This window comes from Microbacterium sp. UCD-TDU (genome assembly GCF_000340625.1).
Lineage (GTDB): Bacteria > Actinomycetota > Actinomycetes > Actinomycetales > Microbacteriaceae > Microbacterium > Microbacterium maritypicum.
This window is the reverse complement of record NZ_KB454446.1, coordinates 732,383-750,132: the sequence shown is the minus strand read 5'-3', so window position 1 is coordinate 750,132 and position 17,750 is coordinate 732,383. Positions and strand designations below refer to the sequence as shown.

The window sequence follows — 17,750 nt, the reverse complement described above, 5'->3', positions numbered from 1 at the left end:
CAGCACCAGAGAACTCCGTGCGGCTCCCGATTCAGGGAGAGACAGATGGATTCGTTCACCGCGACCGCGCAGCGATCGACGGAGGTCGCCGACGCTGTGGCCCGGCACCCCGAGAGGTTCCGCGTGCTCACGGGCGAGCGCCCCACGGGGGCGCTTCACCTCGGGCACTATTTCGGGACCATCCGGGAGCGGGTGCGGCTGCAGGAGGCGGGGGTCGAGACGTTCCTCGTGCTCGCCGACTACCAGGTCATCACCGACCGGGATACGACGGCGCACGTGCGCGACAACGTGCACGGGGCCGTTCTCGACTACCTCGCAGCTGGGATCGACCCGGCGCGGACGACGGTCTTCACGCACTCGGCGGTCCCTGCGCTGAACCAGTTGCTGCTGCCGTTCCTCAGTCTCGTCACCGAGGCCGAGCTGCACCGCAACCCCACGGTCAAGTCGGAGCTCGAGGCCTCGGGGCGTGCGCTGAGCGGGTTGCTGCTGACCTATCCGGTGCATCAGGCCGCCGACATCCTGTTCTGCAAGGGCAACCTGGTGCCGGTGGGAAAGGACAATCTGCCGCACGTGGAGATGACGCGGGTGATCGCCCGACGGTTCAACGAGCGCTACGGCCCGATCTTCCCGGTTCCCGATGCCCTGATCACCGCGGCGCCGGAGGTGCCAGGGCTGGACGGTCGGAAGATGTCGAAGAGCTACGGCAACGCGATCGCCCTGTCGATGACGGCGGACGAGACCGTCGCCGCGATCCGCCGTGCCCGAACGGATCAGGATCGGCGGATCACGTTCGATCCGGAGCATCGGCCGGGCGTCTCGGCGCTGCTGTCGACGGCCGCCCTGTGCCTCGACGTCGCGCCGGAGGAGCTGGCGGACGACATCGGTGACGGCGGCAGCGGCGAACTGAAGAAGATCACTGCGACGGCTGTGAACGACTTCCTGGCGCCCCTGCGAGAGCGGCGTCGAGGCTTCGCCGCAGACGGCGAGATCGTGCGCAGCGTGCTTCGTCGAGGCAACGAGCATGCCCGTGTGATCGCAGACGCAACGCTCTACGAGGTGCGCCAGGCGATGGGGACCGTGTACTAGGCGGCCTGCGCGCCGGCGGTCGCCGGCGCGCTCGACATCGGCGACCATCCTCGCTCAATCGCCCGGCGAGGTCGTCCACGGGGGAGACTGTGTCTGAGTGCCGAGCCGTGCAGGGGAGGAGAGCGATGACGACCGTGTTCCCGCGTTCCGTCTCCGTCGTCATCCCGGTGCGCGACGATGCCCGCCTGCTGGAGGTGTGTCTGAGCGCCCTCGCCCGGCAGACCCCGATCGCCGACGAGATCGTGATCGTCGACAACGGCAGCAGCGATGACACGGCCGCCGTCGCCGAGCGGTTCGGCGCACGGGTCGTGAGCGAGCCGATCCGGGGGATTCCTCGCGCATCGGCCGCGGGCTACGACGCGGCGACCGGTGACATCATCGCGCGGCTCGAACGGACGTTCCGCACCCGTGACGACGTCGACTTCGTCACGGGGGAGCCGCGCTTCTACGGTGCGACGCCCCTGGTGCACTGGATGGGGGCGCACCTCTACATCGGCGGCATGTACGCCGCGATGGGTCCGCTTCTCGGGCATGCGCCCCTCTACGGATCGAACATGGCGATGCGGGCCTCCGTCTGGCGGATGCTGAGCGGGGAGGTGCACCGCGAGGAGCAGAACATCCACGACGACTTCGACCTGTCGTTCCACGTGCGGCCGGGGATGACGGTGCTGCGCGATCGGGGCCTCGTGGTCGAGGTCTCGGCGCGGCCGTTCCAGGACTGGGCGTCGCTCCGACGGCGGTTGAGCTATGTGGTGCCCACCGTGCGGCTGCACCTGTCGGAAGAGCCGCTGCACCGGCGGCGCCAGGCTCGCCGCGAGGCCGAGCGCTCCTCGGTCGGCCGGTGACGCCGTCGGTGGCTCAGTCGCGAGCCCGCGCGTAGAGATCGAGCAGGTCGGCGGCGAGCTGATGCGGGGTGGTCTCGCTCGGGCTGTGGCCGGTCGCATACGAGCGGAACTCGGCGTCGATGTCGCGGGCGTACCGCTCGTGGGCGGCGAGGGGCCACAGATCATGCGACCCGGCGACGACGAGCTTGGGCACGGGCAGCTCCCGCACGCGGCTGCGCACATCGGGCGCGATCATCATGAGGCCGACGATCTCGTCGACGCTGCGCCTGCTCGTGAGCGCGAACCGTGAGCGCACGAACTCGAGCCGTCGGGGTGGGACCCGGTTCTTGTTCGTCACGATCCCCCAGATCATGAGGCCGGCTCCGCGGCGGGCGCTCGCGATCGGGGCGAGGGGACCCAACCATTTCATGCTCGCGAACACGTTGCCGGACCCCGGGGGAGTGGTGAGCAGCGCGAGGGAGAGCACGAGGTCCCGGCGGCGGACGGCGACCAGCTGAGCGACCGTGCCGGCGAACGAGTACCCCAGCAGGTGTGCGGGTGCGCCCGCTTCGAGGAACGCGATCAGGTCGCCGATGAACAGCTCGTAGGTGTAGGCGGAGTTCGCACCGGCGGCGTGCGACTCGTACTGCCCGGCGAGGTCGAACGACTGCACGAAGTAGCCGGCCTCCGCCAGCAGCGGCAGGATCAGAGCGAAGTCCTCCTTGGACCCCGTCGCCCCCGGCACCAGCACCACCCGCGGATGTCCCTGGTCGCCGATAGAGATCACGGACAGCTCACCGCTCGGGGCGGAGAACCGCGACCGCACCGACCCGGGGGGAGGTGTCGTCCAGTCGATGTCGCCGATGGCCGCGTCGAGGGACGCCGGGGTGCGGGATGCCCGCTCGCTCCTCGAATCTGTCGACACGCTCACAAGCTACCCCTCGGCTCCCTCGCGCAGAAGTACATCGGGAGCGTCTCGCCTTTAGTTGCACTTTGGCAACTAAAGGCGTATGGTTGACCTCGATCAACTTTCTACGCAGGAGCGCCAACCCGTGACAGACACCCCATCCGCACCCCCTGAGACGACCCGTTCGGCCCGCGAGGTCTTCACCGCGATCTCCGGTCTCGTCGTCGGCATGTTCGTCGCCGTGCTCTCGGGCACGGTCGTGTCGACCTCGATGCCGGTCATCATCGCCGACCTCGGCGGCACGCAGTCCCAGTACACCTGGGTCATCACCGCGAGCCTTCTGGCCACCGCCGTCTCCACCCCGATCTGGGGCAAGCTCGCCGACCTGGTCGACCGCAAGGTCCTGGTCCAGGTCTCCCTCATCCTCTTCACGGTCGGCACCGTGATCGCCGGCTTCTCGACGGACACGAACATGCTCATCGCTGTGCGCGTCGTCCAGGGCATCGGCGTCGGCGGCCTGATGTCGCTCGTCATGATCGCCGTGGCCCTCATCATCTCCCCGCGTGAGCGCGGCAAGTACATGGGCGTCGTCGGCGGCATCATGGCCCTGGGCACCATCGGCGGCCCTCTGCTCGGCGGACTCCTCACCGACGTGTGGGGCTGGCGCTCCAACTTCTTCGTCGGTGTGCCCTTCGCGATCCTCGCCCTCGTGCTGCTGCAGTTCACGCTGCACCTGCCCAAGCCCCAGCGCGACACCAAGGTCTCGATCGACTACTTCGGCATCGTGCTCCTCGCCGTCGGCGTCTCGACCCTGCTCATCTGGGTCTCCATGGGCGGCAACCAGTTCGACTGGGACTCCTCGACGAGCATCATGCTCGTGGTCACCGCCGGCGTCGCGATCGCCGCGTTCATCACGGTCGAGTTCTTCGTCAAGGAACCGATCGTCCCGATGTCGCTTTTCACGGGCCGCACCTTCACCCTGTCGGTCATCGCCTCGATCGCCATCGGCGTCTCGATGTTCGCCACGTCGGTGTTCCTCGCGCAGTACTTCCAGCTCGCCCGTGGCGCCACGCCCACCGAGTCGGGCCTCATGACCATCCCGATGATCATCGGCCAGATGGGGGCGTCGATCATCATCGGCCAGCTCGTGAGTCGCTTCGGCAAGTGGAAGGGCTGGATGGTCACGGGCTCGATCCTCACGACGATCGGCGTCAGCCTGATGGCAACCCTGCGCTACGACACCCCGTTCCCGCTCGTTGCCGTGTACATGTTCGTGCTCGGCGCCGGCCTCGGCATGGTCATGCAGAACCTCACGCTCATCGTGCAGAACGACACCGCGCCGCAGCAGCTGGGTGCCGCCTCGTCGAACGTCAACTTCTTCCGCACGATCGCCGGCACCATCGGCGTCACCGTGATGGGTTCGCTGCTGTCGACCAGCGTCGCGAACTACATCACCGACGCCCTCGACGGCTTCGTGCCCTCCACACCGGCCGAGATCGACGCGCTCGAGCACCTCGCCTCCGGCGACGTCCCGAAGGTCGGTCAGCTGCCCGATACGATCCGCGCGATCGTCGAGAGTGCCTACGGTCACGGCATCGCCGACTCCTTCATCATCGCGATTCCGCTCGCCGTGATCGCCATCATCGCGATCGCGTTCATCAAGAACAAGCCGCTGTCGACGAAGAACGCCGCCGAGCAGATGCTCGAGCAGGCTGAGGAATCGGTGATCGAGGTCTCCGAGGCCGAGGTCGGAGCCTCGCTCTCCACCGGGTCCATCCGGATCCAGGGCGCGAGCAGTGGGCCCACGACCGGTTCGGTCCGCGTTCTCGAGCGCGAAGACCGTGAACGCGAAGACCGGGACGGGGAGCGCTGAGGTCATGGCCTCGGCAGCGGTCGCGCCGTCGGATGTCGACAGCGCTCTCGGCGACCTCCAGGCGCACCTGAACCTCATCTTCGCGAGGACCCGGTCGCTGTGGAGGGAATCCGCGGCCCGGGTCCATCCGGAGCTTCAGGTGGGCGGCTACAAGCTGCTCACGTTCATCGATCGGGCGGGCACCGCGAACGCGCACGAGCTCGCCGAGCGGTTCGAGATGGACAAGTCGGTGATCAGTCGTCAGGTGCGGATGCTCGAGGACCTGGGGCTTCTCGAGTCCCGCGCCGATGAGCGCGACGGGCGGCTGCGGGTGCTGAGCGCGACGGCCTCGGCCTGCAGCGCGCTCGCCGAGGTGCGCCGCGACTACGGCTCCCGTCTTCAGGCCGTGATCGACGAGCTGACGCCCGAGGAGATCAGGGCGGCCTCCAAAGCCTTCCGGCTGCTCGCCGAGGTCTGACCCGAAGCCCCGCTGTCCCGATCGACAGCGGGGCTTCGCCGTACACTGGCGATCATGAGCGCCTCCTCCGACGCCCCTTCCGAGACCCCCGCATCCGCGTCAGCGCCGGGCCGCCTGGGAGACGACGACCTCGATCAGGCCGTCACCAGAGTGGAGCAGGAACTCGGACGGCTCTTCGCGCGGATCCGCATCGGCTGGCGGGAAGCCGCGGCCACCGTGCATCCCGACCTTCAGCCGCTCGGCTACCAGGTGCTGACCTCCATCGCGACGGGCAAAGCGACCTCCGCCGGCGCGATCATCGAACGGCTGCAGACCGACAAGTCGGCGGTGAGCCGCCAGGTGCGACAGCTCGAGCAGCTGGGACTCGTCGAGAGCGTGCCCGACCCCGAGGACCGCAGGGCCCGCGTGCTCGTGGCCACAGAACTCGCCCAGGAGCGGGTGGCTCTCGCCCGCTCGCGCTATGAGGGTCGCATCGGTGAGAGGCTGCGAAACTGGACCGCCGCCGACCTCGACCACTTCGCCGACCTGCTCGCCGGCCTCGGCGGCTGACGGGAACCGACCGGGCGGAAGCAGCAGCGGGAATACGGCGCACCGTTCGCGCCTTACGTCCCTCTGTGAGTCTCTACGAACCGGCCGTCTTCGGCGCCCTGCAGCTGTCCAACCGCGTCGTGATGGCGCCCCTCACCCGCACCCGTGCCGACGACGACGGTGTTCCGACCGCCACCATGGCGGAGTACTACCGCCAGCGCGCCGGGCAGGGGCTCATCATCTCCGAGGGCACGTGGCCGGCGGTCGAGGGCAAGTCGTATCCCGGACAGCCGGGCATCGTGACACCCGCGCAGATCGAGGGGTGGAAGCCGATCACCGCGGCGGTCCACGATGCGGGCGGAACGATCGTCATGCAGCTCATGCACGGCGGCCGTGTGGGTCACCCCGCGATCTCGGGGGAGCCACGGGTCGTCGCACCCAGCGCGCTCGCCGCGCCCGGACAGACGCGTACGCCCGAGGGCAAGGCAGACCTCCCCGTCGCACACGCGCTCACCCTCGACGAGATCCCCGAGGTGATCGAGCAGTTCGCCCAGGCGGCGCGCAACGCGGTCGCGGCCGGATTCGACGGCGTCGAGGTGCACGGTGCGAACGGCTATCTCGTGCACGAGTTCCTGTCTCCGGTGTCGAACATCCGTGACGACCGCTACGGCGGATCGCCTGAGAACCGCGCCCGCTTCGCGATCGAGGTCACCGCGGCCGTCGCCGCGGCTGTCGGCGCCGACCGCACCGGCATCCGTCTCTCGCCGCAGCACAACATCCAGGGCGTGCTGGAGGAGGACGACGCGGATGTTCTCGCCACCTACACCGCCGTCGCCGAAGGGCTCGCGCCGCTCGGTCTCGCCTTCATCGACGTGCTCAACGCGCACCCTGCCGGTGAGCTCGTGCAGCACATCCGCCGCACAGGGGGCGCGCCTGTGATCGTCAACACCGGTTTCGCGACCGAGACCACCAAGGATGAGGCCGAGGCGCTCGTCGCCGACGGATGGGCGGACGCCGTCGCCGTCGGCCGACCCGTGATCGCCAACCCCGACCTGGTCGAGCGCTGGATCCAGGGGGCGGAGCTCAACGAGCCGCGGCCCGAGCTGTTCTACGGCCGGACGGCGGAGGGATACAGCGACTACCCGTCGCTGGAGTCGGTGCGCGCCGGCGTCTGAGGTCGCGCCGGACAGTGTGGCCGTTCTGTTCACGACCGCGTCCGTGAGCTGGTCGTAGCGTGGGGGCATGACACTGAAACTCGGCTTCATCGGCATCGTGACCCACGACATGGCGGCCTCCCTCGCCTTCTACCGCGCCCTGGGCGTCGATATCGCGCAGGGCCAGGACGACGCTGCGCACGTCGACGCGAAACTCGATGACGGCGTGACACTCGCCTGGGACACGATCGAGACGATCCGAGGTTTCGACCCCGGATTCGTACCGGCGACCGGTGGGCATCGCATCGCCCTCGCCTTCGACAAGGGGTCGGCGGCGGAGGTCGATGCCGCGTTCGCCGCTCTCGTGAGCGCCGGATACACGGCGCACGTCGAGCCCTGGGACGCGCACTGGGGGCAGCGCTACGCGACGCTTCTCGATCCCGACGGGAACTCGGTCGACCTCTATGCGGAGCTCGCCGCGAACTGACCGGGGCTGACGCCGACCAGCCGTCGGAACTCGCGCGAGAGATGCGGCTGGTCGGCGAAACCCGCCTCGGCGGCTGCTGCGACGAGGGGTGCTCCTCGTCGCAGCAGCGCCTGGGCGCGGCGGGAGCGCTCGAGGCGCACGAGCGTGGCGTATCCGTAGCCGAAGGTCGAGAGCATCCGCCTCCGGAAGGAGCGCTCCGAGGTCCCGTATCCCGCGGCAGCGCGGGCGGCCGGCTCGGCAGCGGCTGCCGAGCGGTGCACGGCGGCGGACCAGCGGCTCGATTCCGAGGCCTGCACCGCGAGTGAGGACAGTGCGCCCGTGGAGTGCGCGCCGTCGGCGAACGGCGCCATCGCCGCACGCAGGTGCTCGGCGCGCCCGCGGGAGGTGAGGTCTTCGAGCGGGACGAGCTGGTCGGTGATCTCCCCGAGGTCGAGGCCGAGCAGGTGGCCGGCGCGCCCAGGGGGCAACCGGAACCCGAACGAGTCGCCAGCCCCATCGCCACCCGCCGTGATCCACCGCGTGGAGGGACCGGCCACCGAGACCCGACCGTCACGCAGTATCAGGTCGACGCAGCCGTCTGCGGGGATCGGAGCCCCACCCGCGCTGCCACGGGAGCGCCACAGTGCCGCTCCGTGGGGCAGGTGCGTCTCGGAGTACATCACGTCATTGTCTCAGGCGTGGTCTCAGGCGTGGGGTACCGCATCAGAGCACGATGTCGCCCGCCGAGTCGAGGGCCCGCCATGCGGTCTCGCGGGCGCCCGGCCGCACGAGCACGTCGGCCGCGATCATCTCGGCGAGGTCAATGCCGGTCAGCGCCGCGATGTCGGCGATCGGCGCCTGGAACGTGCGGAAGCCGCCGAGCGGCGCGACGTCGAGCGTCCCCTCCCGTGTGTCGACCAGGGCGGACTGATCGAGCACGAAGCCGGCTGCGGCAAGGTCGTCGCGGCCGTGCCAGGCCGCGATCTTCCAGAACCGGAGCGGCACGCGGATGCCGCGGTAGCTCGGGTCGTTCTCGGCGAGGACCGGGGCGGTGAACACCGACACGCGCTGCTCGGTGGTCTCGGCGTAGGCGAGCACGTGGTCTTCGAGGCCGAGCCAGAGCTGCTTCGACTGGTTGAAGCCGGCGGCCTGCGGTGCGGCGTTGGGATAGAAGAACGTCGCCTCGCTCGCCGCCCGCGCGGTCGCGACCGCTCCCCACCCCGGGTCGCGTCGACGCACGAGGTGCCCGCGATCGAGGTCGTTGCGGGCGTACACCTCGGGCCCCGCCTGCTCATCGAGTGGAAGGCGCTCGTCGAGTCGCCAGTCGCCGGTGCGCGGCAGGTCGCGCAGCGTGGCGCCGTCGATGTTCACGGCCGTCACCGCGGCGAGCCGACGCTCGGGGTCGAGCAGCACCGTGAACCGGGGATACGGGAGTGTGCGCACGGTCTGGGCGGGGCGAGGGAGGGGGAGCCGCGTGCCGAGGAAGTCCACGTCGTAGCCGGCGGTCATGATCCGATCGTGCACGGTGCCTCCGACGTCTGCACCTGTCAGCGCGGATCGACGATGACGTCGAGGGCCACGCCCGCGCACGCCACGCGCGGCAGGTCGGCGAGTCCGCTGCCGCGGACCGAGTCGCCGGTCGCCCAGCGGGGATCGGTCGAGACCACGACGCGGCCGACGCCGTTGGTCAGGGTGACCTCGCACCCCAGGGCGGCGAAGCGGTGCGTCAGATCCTGTTCGACGGACGATACGAGCAGGTCGAGGCCGGCGACGCCGATGCGACGGCCGTCGACCTCGGCGGGGACCGCGATCGTGATCGTGTACTCGTCGCTGCAGAGGTAGTCGACGTAGGGGCCGGCGACGTGCGGTTCGCCGGTGGCCATCGGCACGCGGAACCACTCCAGGGCGCTGTAGTCGATGTTCTCCTTGTTCAGCGACTGCGAGGCGAGCACGAGCTGCCGGCGGTCCTCACCCTGCCACCACGCGAGATGGCTGTGGGCATCGGAGAGGAGGTCGATCGCGGCGATGAAGCCCGCGCCGTAGACCGGGACGCCGGGGAGGTCGAGTGTCCTCAACGCATGCGGTTCCACGAGCGCGTCGATCCTCGAGCGCGTGAGCGGCCCTGCTCCCCTGGCGTCGAAGACTTCGGCGGCGAACGGGTCCACCCAGTCGAGCAGGGTGCGCACGGGCGCCGTGAAGTAGTCCTCCACGATCGCGGCTGCTGCCTGGATGGCGGTGTCGGTTGCTGTGTTCATCGCGTCCTCCTGTGCACGTCGATGCTGGTCCTCTGATCTACCCGGTCGTTGCCTGGAGCCGGATCAGCGCGTCGATGGTCTCGGCGGCCATGAGCTCGGTCCTCGCCCCGGCGGCGTCGGGATCCCCGGCCTCCACGGCGTCGATGACGGCGGCCAGGTGGGCTCCCTGGCGCCGAAGGTTCTCTGTCTCGTGCGCGACGAGACGCAGGAAGGGCGAGAGCTCTGCCTGCAGCTTCATCTGCTCGCGGGTGAGGCGCGCCGACTGGCTCAGCGCGACGATCTCGATCTGCACGTCGTCGAGCAGACGGCGCTGTGCTTCCGGGTCGAGCTCCTCGATCCGCTCCAGCCGGCGACGCACCCGCTGCGTCTCGCTGGGGTCGGCGCGTCGCGCCGCGAGTCGCACGCAGGCTCCGGTGATGGCGGCGTAGTGGGCGCCGAGGTCGCGCAGGGCCAGGCGCGATGTGCGGCGCACGGCCTCTCTGGCGAAGGTGAGGGGATCGGCGTGCGCCGCGACGAAGCTGCCCCCGTTGCGCCCGCGGCGGGTGACGACCAGGCCGCGTCCGCGGAGGGCCAGGAGCGCTTCGCGCACGGTCACGGGAGCGACGCCGAGACTCTTGCTGAGATCGGCTTCCGACGGGAGGCGCTCGCCCGCGCGGAGGTGTCCGCGGGTGATGGCGTCGACGAGTCGACGCTCGACGAGCTCCGCCCGCCCCTCGTCGCCGATGGGCTGGAACAGCGCGCCCTGAAGGCGGTGCGGCTGCTCGTGCTCGGGTTCGTGCTCGAGTTCCGGGGAGCGCTCAGCGGAAGCGTGCGTCGGGTGCGTCGTCGAGCTCGATGCCATCCTGCGATTCTCCCTTCCGCGATCACGATACCCAAGAAGTTGCTGTTGACATATTACCTCTGGGTTTATATGTTTTGGTGAATCTTCCCCGTTCGACGACGATCCGAGGAGCGCGAGATGATCGCCACGGCCCCCGCAGCACCCGCAGCCCCCGAGGCCACCCGCCCGGACGGGACGGTGACTCTGAGCGGCGTCACGAAATCCTTCGGCGAGTTCACCGCCGTCCGCGACCTCGACCTCGAGGTCGCCTCGGGGGAGTTCCTGTCGATGCTCGGGCCTTCGGGCTCGGGCAAGACGACGGTGCTGCGCATGATCGCCGGTTTCGAAGACGTCACCGGTGGCAGCATCCGCCTCTCCGGCGTGGACGTGACACGGACGCCGCCGCACGCACGTCCGGTGAACACGGTGTTCCAGGACTACGCGCTCTTCCCGCACCTGACCATCGCCGACAACGTCGGCTACGGTCTCCGCGTCCGCGGTGAGGGGAAAGCTGCCCGCGCCGCCCGGGTGCAGACCTCGCTGGAGCAGGTGCGACTCGATCACGTGGCCGATCGCCTGCCGCACCAGCTCTCCGGCGGCCAGCGTCAACGCATCGCCCTGGCCCGCGCGCTCATCCTGCGGCCGCAGGTGCTGCTGCTCGACGAGCCGCTCGGTGCGCTCGACAAGCAGCTCCGCGAGCAGATGCAGATCGAGCTCAAGCAGATCCAGCGCGAGGTCGGCATCACCTTCGTCTTCGTCACCCACGACCAGGAGGAGGCGCTCACACTGAGCGACCGGGTCGCGGTGTTCAACGGCGGCCGGATCGAGCAGATCGGCACCGCGCGCGACGTCTACGAGCGCCCACAGACCGAGTTCGTCGCGCGCTTCCTCGGGCTCTCGAACCTCATCGGCGGAGACCTCGCCGAGCGCCTCACCGGCGACCGCCGAACCATGAGCGTGCGTCCGGAGCGGATGCGGCTGATCGATCGAGAGGGCGCGCTCGCTGCGGGCGAGGTCGCTCTCGACGGGACGATCAGCGAGATCGTCTACACCGGCCCGGCCACCCGTTACCTGGTCGCGACCGATGTCGGGATCGACCTGATCGCCGAACGACCCAACACCCGACACGGTGCCGATGACGATCTCGCTCGAGGACACCACGTCCGTGCCGCCTGGTCTCCCGGCCACGCGGCACGGCTTCCCTGAAAAACCGCAACATCCCCACCCCCAGCACTGATCACAAAGGAGCGATCCATGCGTAAGAAGATCCTGGCCACCACCGCGATGGCGGCCGTCGCCGTCCTCGCCCTCTCCGGTTGCGCCACCGGAGGCGAGACCGCATCCGAGGGCTCCGGCGAACTCCAGATCGATGTTCCCGACATCGCCATGCAGGAGGAACTCGGCGACTACGAGGGCGAGGTGAACATCGTCGCCTGGAGCGGATTCGTCGAGCCGGCGTGGAGCGACGCGTTCGCCGCCGAGACCGGATGCGTGGTGAATCGCCGCGTCGCCGGAACCAGCGATGAGATGGTGCAGCTCATGCGCACCGGCGACTACGACCTGGTCTCCGCCTCGGGTGACGCGAGCCTGCGCCTGATCGCGGGCGGCGACGTGCAGCCGCTCAACCTCGACCTCATCCCGAACTTCGGCGACGACATCGTCGAGGGCATGAAGGGCCAGATCTACGACACGATCAACGGCAAGTCGTACGGCATCCCGATCGGCCGCGGCGCGAACATCCTGCAGTACGACAGCGACGTCGTCACCGAGGAGCCCACCAGTTGGGATGTCGCATGGGAGAAGGACAGCCCTTACGCGGGCAAGGTCATCGCCTACGACGCCCCGATCTACATCGCCGACGCCGCGGTGTACCTGATGGCGCACGAGCCAGACCTCGGCATCACGAACCCGTACGCACTCGATGAGAAGCAGCTGAAGGCCGCCGTCGAGCTGCTCAAGCAGCAGAACGAGATCGTGTCGGAGTACTGGTCCGACCCCGCCGCACAGATCACGTCGTTCGCGGGCGGCACCACGGTGCTCGGCACTTCGTGGGAGGTGCTGCGCAAGCTCACGGAGGACGACAGGTTCAAGAGCGTGCTGCCCGAGGAGGGCTCTACCGGCTGGTCGGACGCCTGGATGCTGGCCGCCGAGTCGAAGAGCCCGAACTGCGCGTACGCGTGGATGGACTACTCGTCCTCGCCGGAGGTGAACGGCGCGATCGCGATGAACTTCGGCATGGCTCCGGCCAACGCCGCGTTCTGCGACACCAGCGAGGAGGCCAAGGCGCACTGCGACTACTTCAACGCCACGGATGAGGAGTACTTCAAGAAGGTCTGGTTCTGGACGACGCCGATCGAGCAGTGCATCGACGGCCGCACCGACGTCACCTGCACCAACTTCCAGCAGTGGACGGACGCCTGGCTCTCGGTCAAGGGCTGAGCCGCATCGAGGGGGTGGGTCCTGCCGACCCGCCCCCTCACCCTCCCGCATCTTCCGCAACCACGAACGGGATCGACATGAAGCGCCGCCTCCGGATCGCCGGGCTCTTGGCCCTTCCGATGACCTGGCTCATCGGGATCTACATCTTCTCGCTGGTCATGCTCCTCGTGACCGCCTTCTGGATCACCGACCCCTTCACCTCCAAGGTGAAGCCGGGGTTCACGCTGCGCAACTTCGAGCAGCTCTTCGTCAACCCCGCCTATCTGTCGACGTCGATGCGCACGCTGGGCATCGCCCTCGCCGTGACGGTGCTCGCCATCCTCATCTCGGTGCCCCTCGGCATCTTCATGGCCAAGGTCGCATCGCCCTGGCTGCGGGCGCTGTTGGCCGTGTCGATCACCCTGCCGCTGTGGGCCGGGTACCTGGTGAAGGTCCTCGCGATGCGGATCACGTTCACCGAGCAGGGGTTCGCGAACTGGCTGCTGGCACCGTTCGGTCTCTCCGGACCGGGTTTCAGTGTGCTCACCGTCGTGCTCACCCTGACCTATCTGTGGCTGCCGTACATGGCCGTGCCGGTGTACACCGCGATCCGCCAGGTGCCGCCGAACCTCTTCGACGCCTCCGCCGACCTCGGCGCCGGGTCGTGGCGGACGATCGCATCGGTGGTGCTGCCGATCATCAAGCCGGCCCTCATCGCCGGCTCCGTCTTCACGTTCTCCCTGAGCCTCGGCGACTATCTGGTGGCCCGGTTCGTCGGCGGAGACACCCAGATGATCGGCAGCGTGATCGCATCGAACATCAACCTGAACCCCCCGCTGGCGGCCGCGTACTCGCTGGTCCCCATCGCGTTCGTCGTCATCTACCTGGTGAGCGTGCAGCGCACCGGCGCACTGGAAAGGATGTGAGTCGCGCATGCTGAGACTGTCCCGCACCTCCAAGATCGTCCTCGGGGTCGTCGTCGCGATCGTCCTCGCGTTCATGTACATCCCGCTCGCGCTGGTCGTGCTCAACTCCTTCAACTCCGCGCGTATCGTCAGCTGGCCGGTGAGTGGGTTCTCCCTCGAATGGTGGGGCAAGGCGTTCACCAGCGAGCCTGTGCGCGCCGCACTCCTGAACTCGGTCCTCGTCGCATCCGGGGCGACCGTGATCGCCGTCATCCTCGGCACCCTCGTGGCGTTCGCGCTGCAGCGGTACTCGTTCTTCGGGCAACGTGCCGTGAACCTCCTGGTGGTGCTGCCGATCGCTCTCCCCGGCATCGTCACCGGCGTCGCCCTGAACAACACCTACAACCAGCTGCTGGAGCCGATCGGCATCCAGGTCGGCTTCTACGGCATGATCATCGCGCACGGCACCTTCTGCATCGTCATGGTCTTCAACAACGTGCTCGCGCGGCTTCGGCGGATGAACCCGAGCATCGAGGAGGCCTCGCAGGACCTCGGCGCGAGTCCGTGGCAGACGTTCCGGCTCGTCACGCTCCCGCAGTTCCGCAGCGCGCTGATCGCCGGGGCCATCCTCGCCTTCGCGCTCAGCTTCGACGAGGTCTACGTCACGATCTTCACCGCGCCGCCGGGCGTCGACACCCTGCCTCTGTGGATCATGAACCAGATGGCCAGGCCCAACGAGGCGAACGTGGTCAACGTCGTCGCGACGGTCGTCATCGTCGCCTCCTTCCTCCCGGTGTGGATCTCGCAACGGCTGGGGAAGGAGGTCGACGAGCGCGACTGACGCCGGGACACCTCTCAGTCGTCGGTGCGGAAACCTGTCGCCTTGTGGGTGCCGTCGCAGAACGGCTTGAGGGCGGAGAGTCCGCAGCGGCACAGGGCCACTGTGCGGCGGTGGGGTGCGATCGGCTCGCCCTCGGTCGTCTGCAGCTCCACCTCACCGCGGACGAGCAACGGGCCGTCGGGGTATGGCGTGATCGTCGGGCGGTCGTGGCCGGCGCTCATGACGGCATCCGCGTGCGAAGCGAGGAGGTGCCTGTGGACCAGGCGTCCAGGATGTGCGCGCCTCCCCATCCGTCGACGGTCAGGCACGCGGCGGCACCGAACATGATGTCGGGCAGCAGCTCGGGGTGATCCTCGGCGAGGCTGCCGGCGAGGTCTCGCGCGGCGATCTGCTCGTGCACCGCGTCGGCCTCGACATGCTCGTCGAAGTAGTCCGAGACGTCGGAGCCGAAGCCCAGACGACGCAGGCCGTCGGCATACAGACGGCACGGGATCGACGAGGTCATCTCATAGGCGGCGAGGTGGCCGACGATCGAACCCACCAGGCGGCGGTTGAGGCCGAACATCGACATCATGTTGAGGGAGGCGAGAGTCACGGCGGGCAGGTCGTCGACATACGCACCGTAGGTGTCATCCAGGCCTGCCCCCCGCATGGCGCGCGCGAAGAGCGCGGCGTGCACGCGGTGCGGACGGCCACCGCCGTATTCGTCGGACTGGATCTCGACGAGCGCGGCCTTGGCGCGACCTTCGAGTCGCGGAATCGCCCAGGAGTGCGGGTCCGCTTCGCGCAGCGTGTACGCCGAGCGCTGGATGAGCATCTCCTGCGCCTGCGCCTCGTTGGCCTTCTTCACGAAGTACCGCGACAGACTCGGCCCGGTGTCGGCCTCGGCGAGCGCGAAGAGCGCGCGACCGACGGCATCCACGGTCGGCTCCGGCAGGTCGGGCACCGGGACGCTCGCGCGAAGGTCGCGCTCGAAGGCCGTCTCCAGAACACGTCGGGTCGCGAGGAGCGCGGGGTCCCATTCCAGATCAGGGTCGAGCTGGGGGAGCGACCCGTACGCGGAGGCGTACAGCACGAACAGCGCCAGCTGGATGTCGTCGTCGCGGGCGATGTCGGCGCTCGCCGTGACGGCCTCCTCGGCGAGTGCCGCGTGGCCGGATCCCTCGCCGGAACCGGTGAGGTGCGCGATCACGGCGCGGCTCAGCGCCCCTCTGCCGGAGAACGCGAGAGGCGGGGTGGGTGCCGGGGCGGATGAGGTCATGTGTCGGGGTTCCCAATCGATGCGCACATCCGTATCCTGCGGGCCAGGAGCAGATCCGGCCAGGGACTTGACGGGCCGCCCCGCGCGGGGCATGCGCGCGGGTGCCCGTCTCGGCGTCGGAGTCGGCGGCGGGCGCGGAGATAGGCTGATGTCGATGACGCAGCCGTCCTCCTGGTCCCACTACGCCGCGCCGCGACATGCGATGCGGCGACTGCTGATCTCGTGCCACGGTGCGGGGGAGCAGTCGGGTCCGCAGCCGCCGTTTCGTCGACGGTCGCTTCCGACCCGCGGCCTGGTCTACATCTCCGAGGGGCACGGGGAATACGAGGAGTACGAACCGCACGGCCGGAAGGTGCCGGTCCTGGGGCCGGCGGTGATCTGGCTGACCCCCGGAACGCTCCACGGGTACGGCTCCGACGCCCGGGGATGGTCCGAGCATTGGGTGCTGTTCGAGGGCGAGTCGTTCGCGGCGTTCGAGGCGAGCGGACTGGGCGGACACCATCGCCCGGTGCAGGCGCTCGCGCGTCCGGTGGACGACGCGGACGAGATCTTCGATCAGCTGCGAGAGGCCGTGGGTGCGATGGGCCCGCGAGCGGAGATCGCCGCCTCCGTCGCGACCCAGCGGCTTCTGCTCGCCATCCTCGATGCCGCCGATCCGGTGGAGGGGACGACGGGCGGCGCGAGCGTGATCGACCTCGTCAGCCGCGACGCCACCCGCCCCCTCTCGGTCGCCGCGCGCGCAGCCGCGGTCGGGCTCTCCGCCCGCGAGCTGGGAGTGCTCGTGCGGGCCGCGACAGGGCTCACCGTGAACGACTTCGTCATCGAGGTGCGTATCGCGCAGGCGCAGTCGCTCCTGGCGGAGACGGCTCTCGACGTCGGTCAGATCGCCGCGCAGGTCGGCTATGACGACGCTGCCTACTTCTCCCGCATCTTCCACCGTCGTACAGGAGCTGCGCCCTCGGCGTTCCGGCGACAGCAATCCCGAGGGCAGATCGACGAGAATCATCCAAGTCGTGCCGCGAGCGTCCCGGAAAATCCAATGATCTGACGAGAAAGTCCATGGACGGAAGTCCAGGTGTCCCCGATCCTGGAATCATGTTCACCTCCAACGGATACACGCTCGACGACTCGCCGTCTCGGCTCGGGTGGATCGAGCCCGTGCCGGACGCCATCCGCACGGACAAGGAGGCGCTGTGGAGCCGGCTGCGCAGGGACGGCTACCTGTTCCTGCCGCAGCAGCTCGATCCGCAGCTCGTCACCGCGTTCCGCGAGCACTACTTCACCGCGATGGCGGACACCGGGATCGTGGAGCCGGGCTCCGATCCTGCCGTCGGCGTCGGAGCGCAGGGAGCGATCGACAGGGCGAAGATCCGCGCGGTCCTGTTCGAGGACATCGTTCCCGGTGAGCGGTACGCGGCGCTGACCGCACACCCCGACATCCGCGGATGGTTCGAGTGGTTCCTCGGCGACGACGTGCATCTGCACCGGCGCAAGATCATCCGCCACATCCGTCCCGGCGAGTCGGGGATCGGCACGGCCACGCAGGCCCACTACGACCTCGTCTATCTGCGCGAGGGCAGCGAGCGCGTGCTGTCGATGTGGATCCCCCTGGGAGACTGCCCCGCCGAGCAGGGCGGTCTCACCTACCTCGAAGGCAGTCATCACTGGGCGCTCGCCGAAGAACGCGCGCGCGGCGACAGGCGCCCGGCCGCGTCGATCACGGCCGACCTCCCCGCGCTCGCCGACGCGCGCGACGCCCGCTGGCTGATGGCGAACTATCGCGCGGGCGACGTCATGGTGCACTCCTCCTACATCGTGCATGCCAGCACCGACAACGTCGATCCGCAGGGGCGCATCCGCCTCTCCACCGACATCCGCTATCAGCGGGCATCCGAGCCGATCGACTGGCGCTGGCAGGAGCACTGGCACGAGGACGACGGTCTGTGAGGGGAGTG

At 69.0% G+C, this 17,750-nt stretch carries 20 protein-coding genes; 13 read left to right on the top strand and 7 right to left on the bottom strand.

All coding sequences use genetic code 11. From position 1 onward, the window contains the following. Positions 1-45 precede the first annotated feature (45 nt). Positions 46-1,086, top strand: coding sequence for a tryptophan--tRNA ligase (gene trpS, locus D514_RS26545; RefSeq protein ID WP_017829349.1), 1,041 nt, complete (start codon positions 46-48; stop codon positions 1,084-1,086). Between the two features lie 125 nt (positions 1,087-1,211). Next, positions 1,212-1,931 (top strand): glycosyltransferase family 2 protein, encoded by a 720-nt coding sequence (locus tag D514_RS26540; protein WP_017829348.1) that lies wholly within the window; start codon positions 1,212-1,214, stop codon positions 1,929-1,931. A 13-nt stretch (positions 1,932-1,944) separates the two neighbouring features. On the opposite strand, the gene D514_RS26535 is transcribed toward D514_RS26540, so the two are convergent. Beyond that, on the bottom strand, positions 1,945-2,835 hold the full coding sequence (locus D514_RS26535; RefSeq protein WP_144052962.1) for an alpha/beta fold hydrolase: 891 nt from the start codon (positions 2,833-2,835) through the stop codon (positions 1,945-1,947). Between the two features lie 127 nt (positions 2,836-2,962). Here D514_RS26535 and D514_RS26530 point away from each other — a divergent pair, with 127 nt between their 5' ends. The 5 genes from D514_RS26530 (at position 2,963) to D514_RS26510 (ending at position 7,316) form a co-directional block, all read left to right on the top strand. Then, positions 2,963-4,690 (top strand): DHA2 family efflux MFS transporter permease subunit, encoded by a 1,728-nt coding sequence (locus D514_RS26530; protein WP_017829346.1) that lies wholly within the window; start codon positions 2,963-2,965, stop codon positions 4,688-4,690. Then, positions 4,659-5,147 carry a MarR family winged helix-turn-helix transcriptional regulator gene (locus D514_RS26525; RefSeq protein ID WP_017829345.1) on the top strand — a complete coding sequence of 163 codons (489 nt, stop codon included), beginning with the start codon at positions 4,659-4,661 and terminating at the stop codon, positions 5,145-5,147. Before D514_RS26530 ends, D514_RS26525 begins: the two co-directional genes overlap by 32 nt. Before the next feature lie 54 nt (positions 5,148-5,201). Continuing rightward, on the top strand, positions 5,202-5,696 hold the full coding sequence (locus tag D514_RS26520; protein WP_017829344.1) for a MarR family winged helix-turn-helix transcriptional regulator: 495 nt from the start codon (positions 5,202-5,204) through the stop codon (positions 5,694-5,696). A 65-nt stretch (positions 5,697-5,761) separates the two neighbouring features. Continuing rightward, complete coding sequence (locus D514_RS26515) at positions 5,762-6,850, top strand: alkene reductase (protein ID WP_017829343.1); 1,089 nt, start codon at positions 5,762-5,764, stop codon at positions 6,848-6,850. 67 nt (positions 6,851-6,917) lie between these two features. Continuing rightward, positions 6,918-7,316, top strand: a complete 399-nt coding sequence (locus D514_RS26510) for a VOC family protein (protein WP_017829342.1) — start codon at positions 6,918-6,920, stop codon at positions 7,314-7,316. Here the strand turns inward: D514_RS26510 and D514_RS26505 are convergent. The 4 genes from D514_RS26505 to D514_RS26490 are packed head-to-tail and all read right to left on the bottom strand — an operon-like array spanning position 7,292 to position 10,391. After that, complete coding sequence (locus tag D514_RS26505; RefSeq protein WP_017829341.1) at positions 7,292-7,975, bottom strand: helix-turn-helix domain-containing protein; 684 nt, start codon at positions 7,973-7,975, stop codon at positions 7,292-7,294. The two genes, D514_RS26510 and D514_RS26505, sit on opposite strands and share 25 nt — an antisense overlap. Positions 7,976-8,018: 43 nt before the next feature. After that, on the bottom strand, positions 8,019-8,804 hold the full coding sequence (locus tag D514_RS26500; protein ID WP_017829340.1) for a DNA/RNA non-specific endonuclease: 786 nt from the start codon (positions 8,802-8,804) through the stop codon (positions 8,019-8,021). A 38-nt stretch (positions 8,805-8,842) separates the two neighbouring features. Then, positions 8,843-9,550, bottom strand: a complete 708-nt coding sequence (locus tag D514_RS26495; RefSeq protein WP_017829339.1) for a cache domain-containing protein — start codon at positions 9,548-9,550, stop codon at positions 8,843-8,845. A 37-nt stretch (positions 9,551-9,587) separates the two neighbouring features. After that, positions 9,588-10,391 carry a FadR/GntR family transcriptional regulator gene (locus tag D514_RS26490; protein ID WP_017829338.1) on the bottom strand — a complete coding sequence of 268 codons (804 nt, stop codon included), beginning with the start codon at positions 10,389-10,391 and terminating at the stop codon, positions 9,588-9,590. A 117-nt stretch (positions 10,392-10,508) separates the two neighbouring features. On the opposite strand from D514_RS26490, the gene D514_RS26485 reads away from it, so the two are divergent. The 4 genes from D514_RS26485 to D514_RS26470 all read left to right on the top strand — a co-directional run bounded on the left by D514_RS26485 (position 10,509) and on the right by D514_RS26470 (position 14,534). After that, entirely contained in the window at positions 10,509-11,576 is a 1,068-nt protein-coding gene (locus D514_RS26485) for an ABC transporter ATP-binding protein (protein ID WP_017829337.1), read from the top strand. Between the two features lie 48 nt (positions 11,577-11,624). Continuing rightward, complete coding sequence (locus tag D514_RS26480; RefSeq protein WP_017829336.1) at positions 11,625-12,809, top strand: extracellular solute-binding protein; 1,185 nt, start codon at positions 11,625-11,627, stop codon at positions 12,807-12,809. Between the two features lie 77 nt (positions 12,810-12,886). Continuing rightward, entirely contained in the window at positions 12,887-13,714 is an 828-nt protein-coding gene (locus D514_RS26475) for an ABC transporter permease (RefSeq protein WP_017829335.1), read from the top strand. A gap of 7 nt (positions 13,715-13,721) precedes the next feature. Next, positions 13,722-14,534 carry an ABC transporter permease gene (locus tag D514_RS26470; RefSeq protein WP_017829334.1) on the top strand — a complete coding sequence of 271 codons (813 nt, stop codon included), beginning with the start codon at positions 13,722-13,724 and terminating at the stop codon, positions 14,532-14,534. Positions 14,535-14,548: 14 nt separating this feature from the next. Here D514_RS26470 and D514_RS26465 read toward each other — a convergent pair whose 3' ends face one another. After that, on the bottom strand, positions 14,549-14,755 hold the full coding sequence (locus D514_RS26465; RefSeq protein ID WP_017829333.1) for a CDGSH iron-sulfur domain-containing protein: 207 nt from the start codon (positions 14,753-14,755) through the stop codon (positions 14,549-14,551). Next, complete coding sequence (locus D514_RS26460; protein ID WP_017829332.1) at positions 14,752-15,795, bottom strand: iron-containing redox enzyme family protein; 1,044 nt, start codon at positions 15,793-15,795, stop codon at positions 14,752-14,754. The genes D514_RS26465 and D514_RS26460 overlap by 4 nt, the downstream gene beginning before the upstream one ends. Before the next feature lie 154 nt (positions 15,796-15,949). Here D514_RS26460 and D514_RS26455 point away from each other — a divergent pair, with 154 nt between their 5' ends. Further along, on the top strand, positions 15,950-16,843 hold the full coding sequence (locus D514_RS26455; RefSeq protein ID WP_186004820.1) for an AraC family transcriptional regulator: 894 nt from the start codon (positions 15,950-15,952) through the stop codon (positions 16,841-16,843). Positions 16,844-16,890: 47 nt separating this feature from the next. Further along, the gene (locus D514_RS26450) at positions 16,891-17,742 is read left to right on the top strand and encodes a phytanoyl-CoA dioxygenase family protein (protein WP_017829330.1); all 852 of its coding nucleotides are present in this window, start codon (positions 16,891-16,893) and stop codon (positions 17,740-17,742) included. The last annotated feature ends 8 nt before the right edge of the window (positions 17,743-17,750 follow it).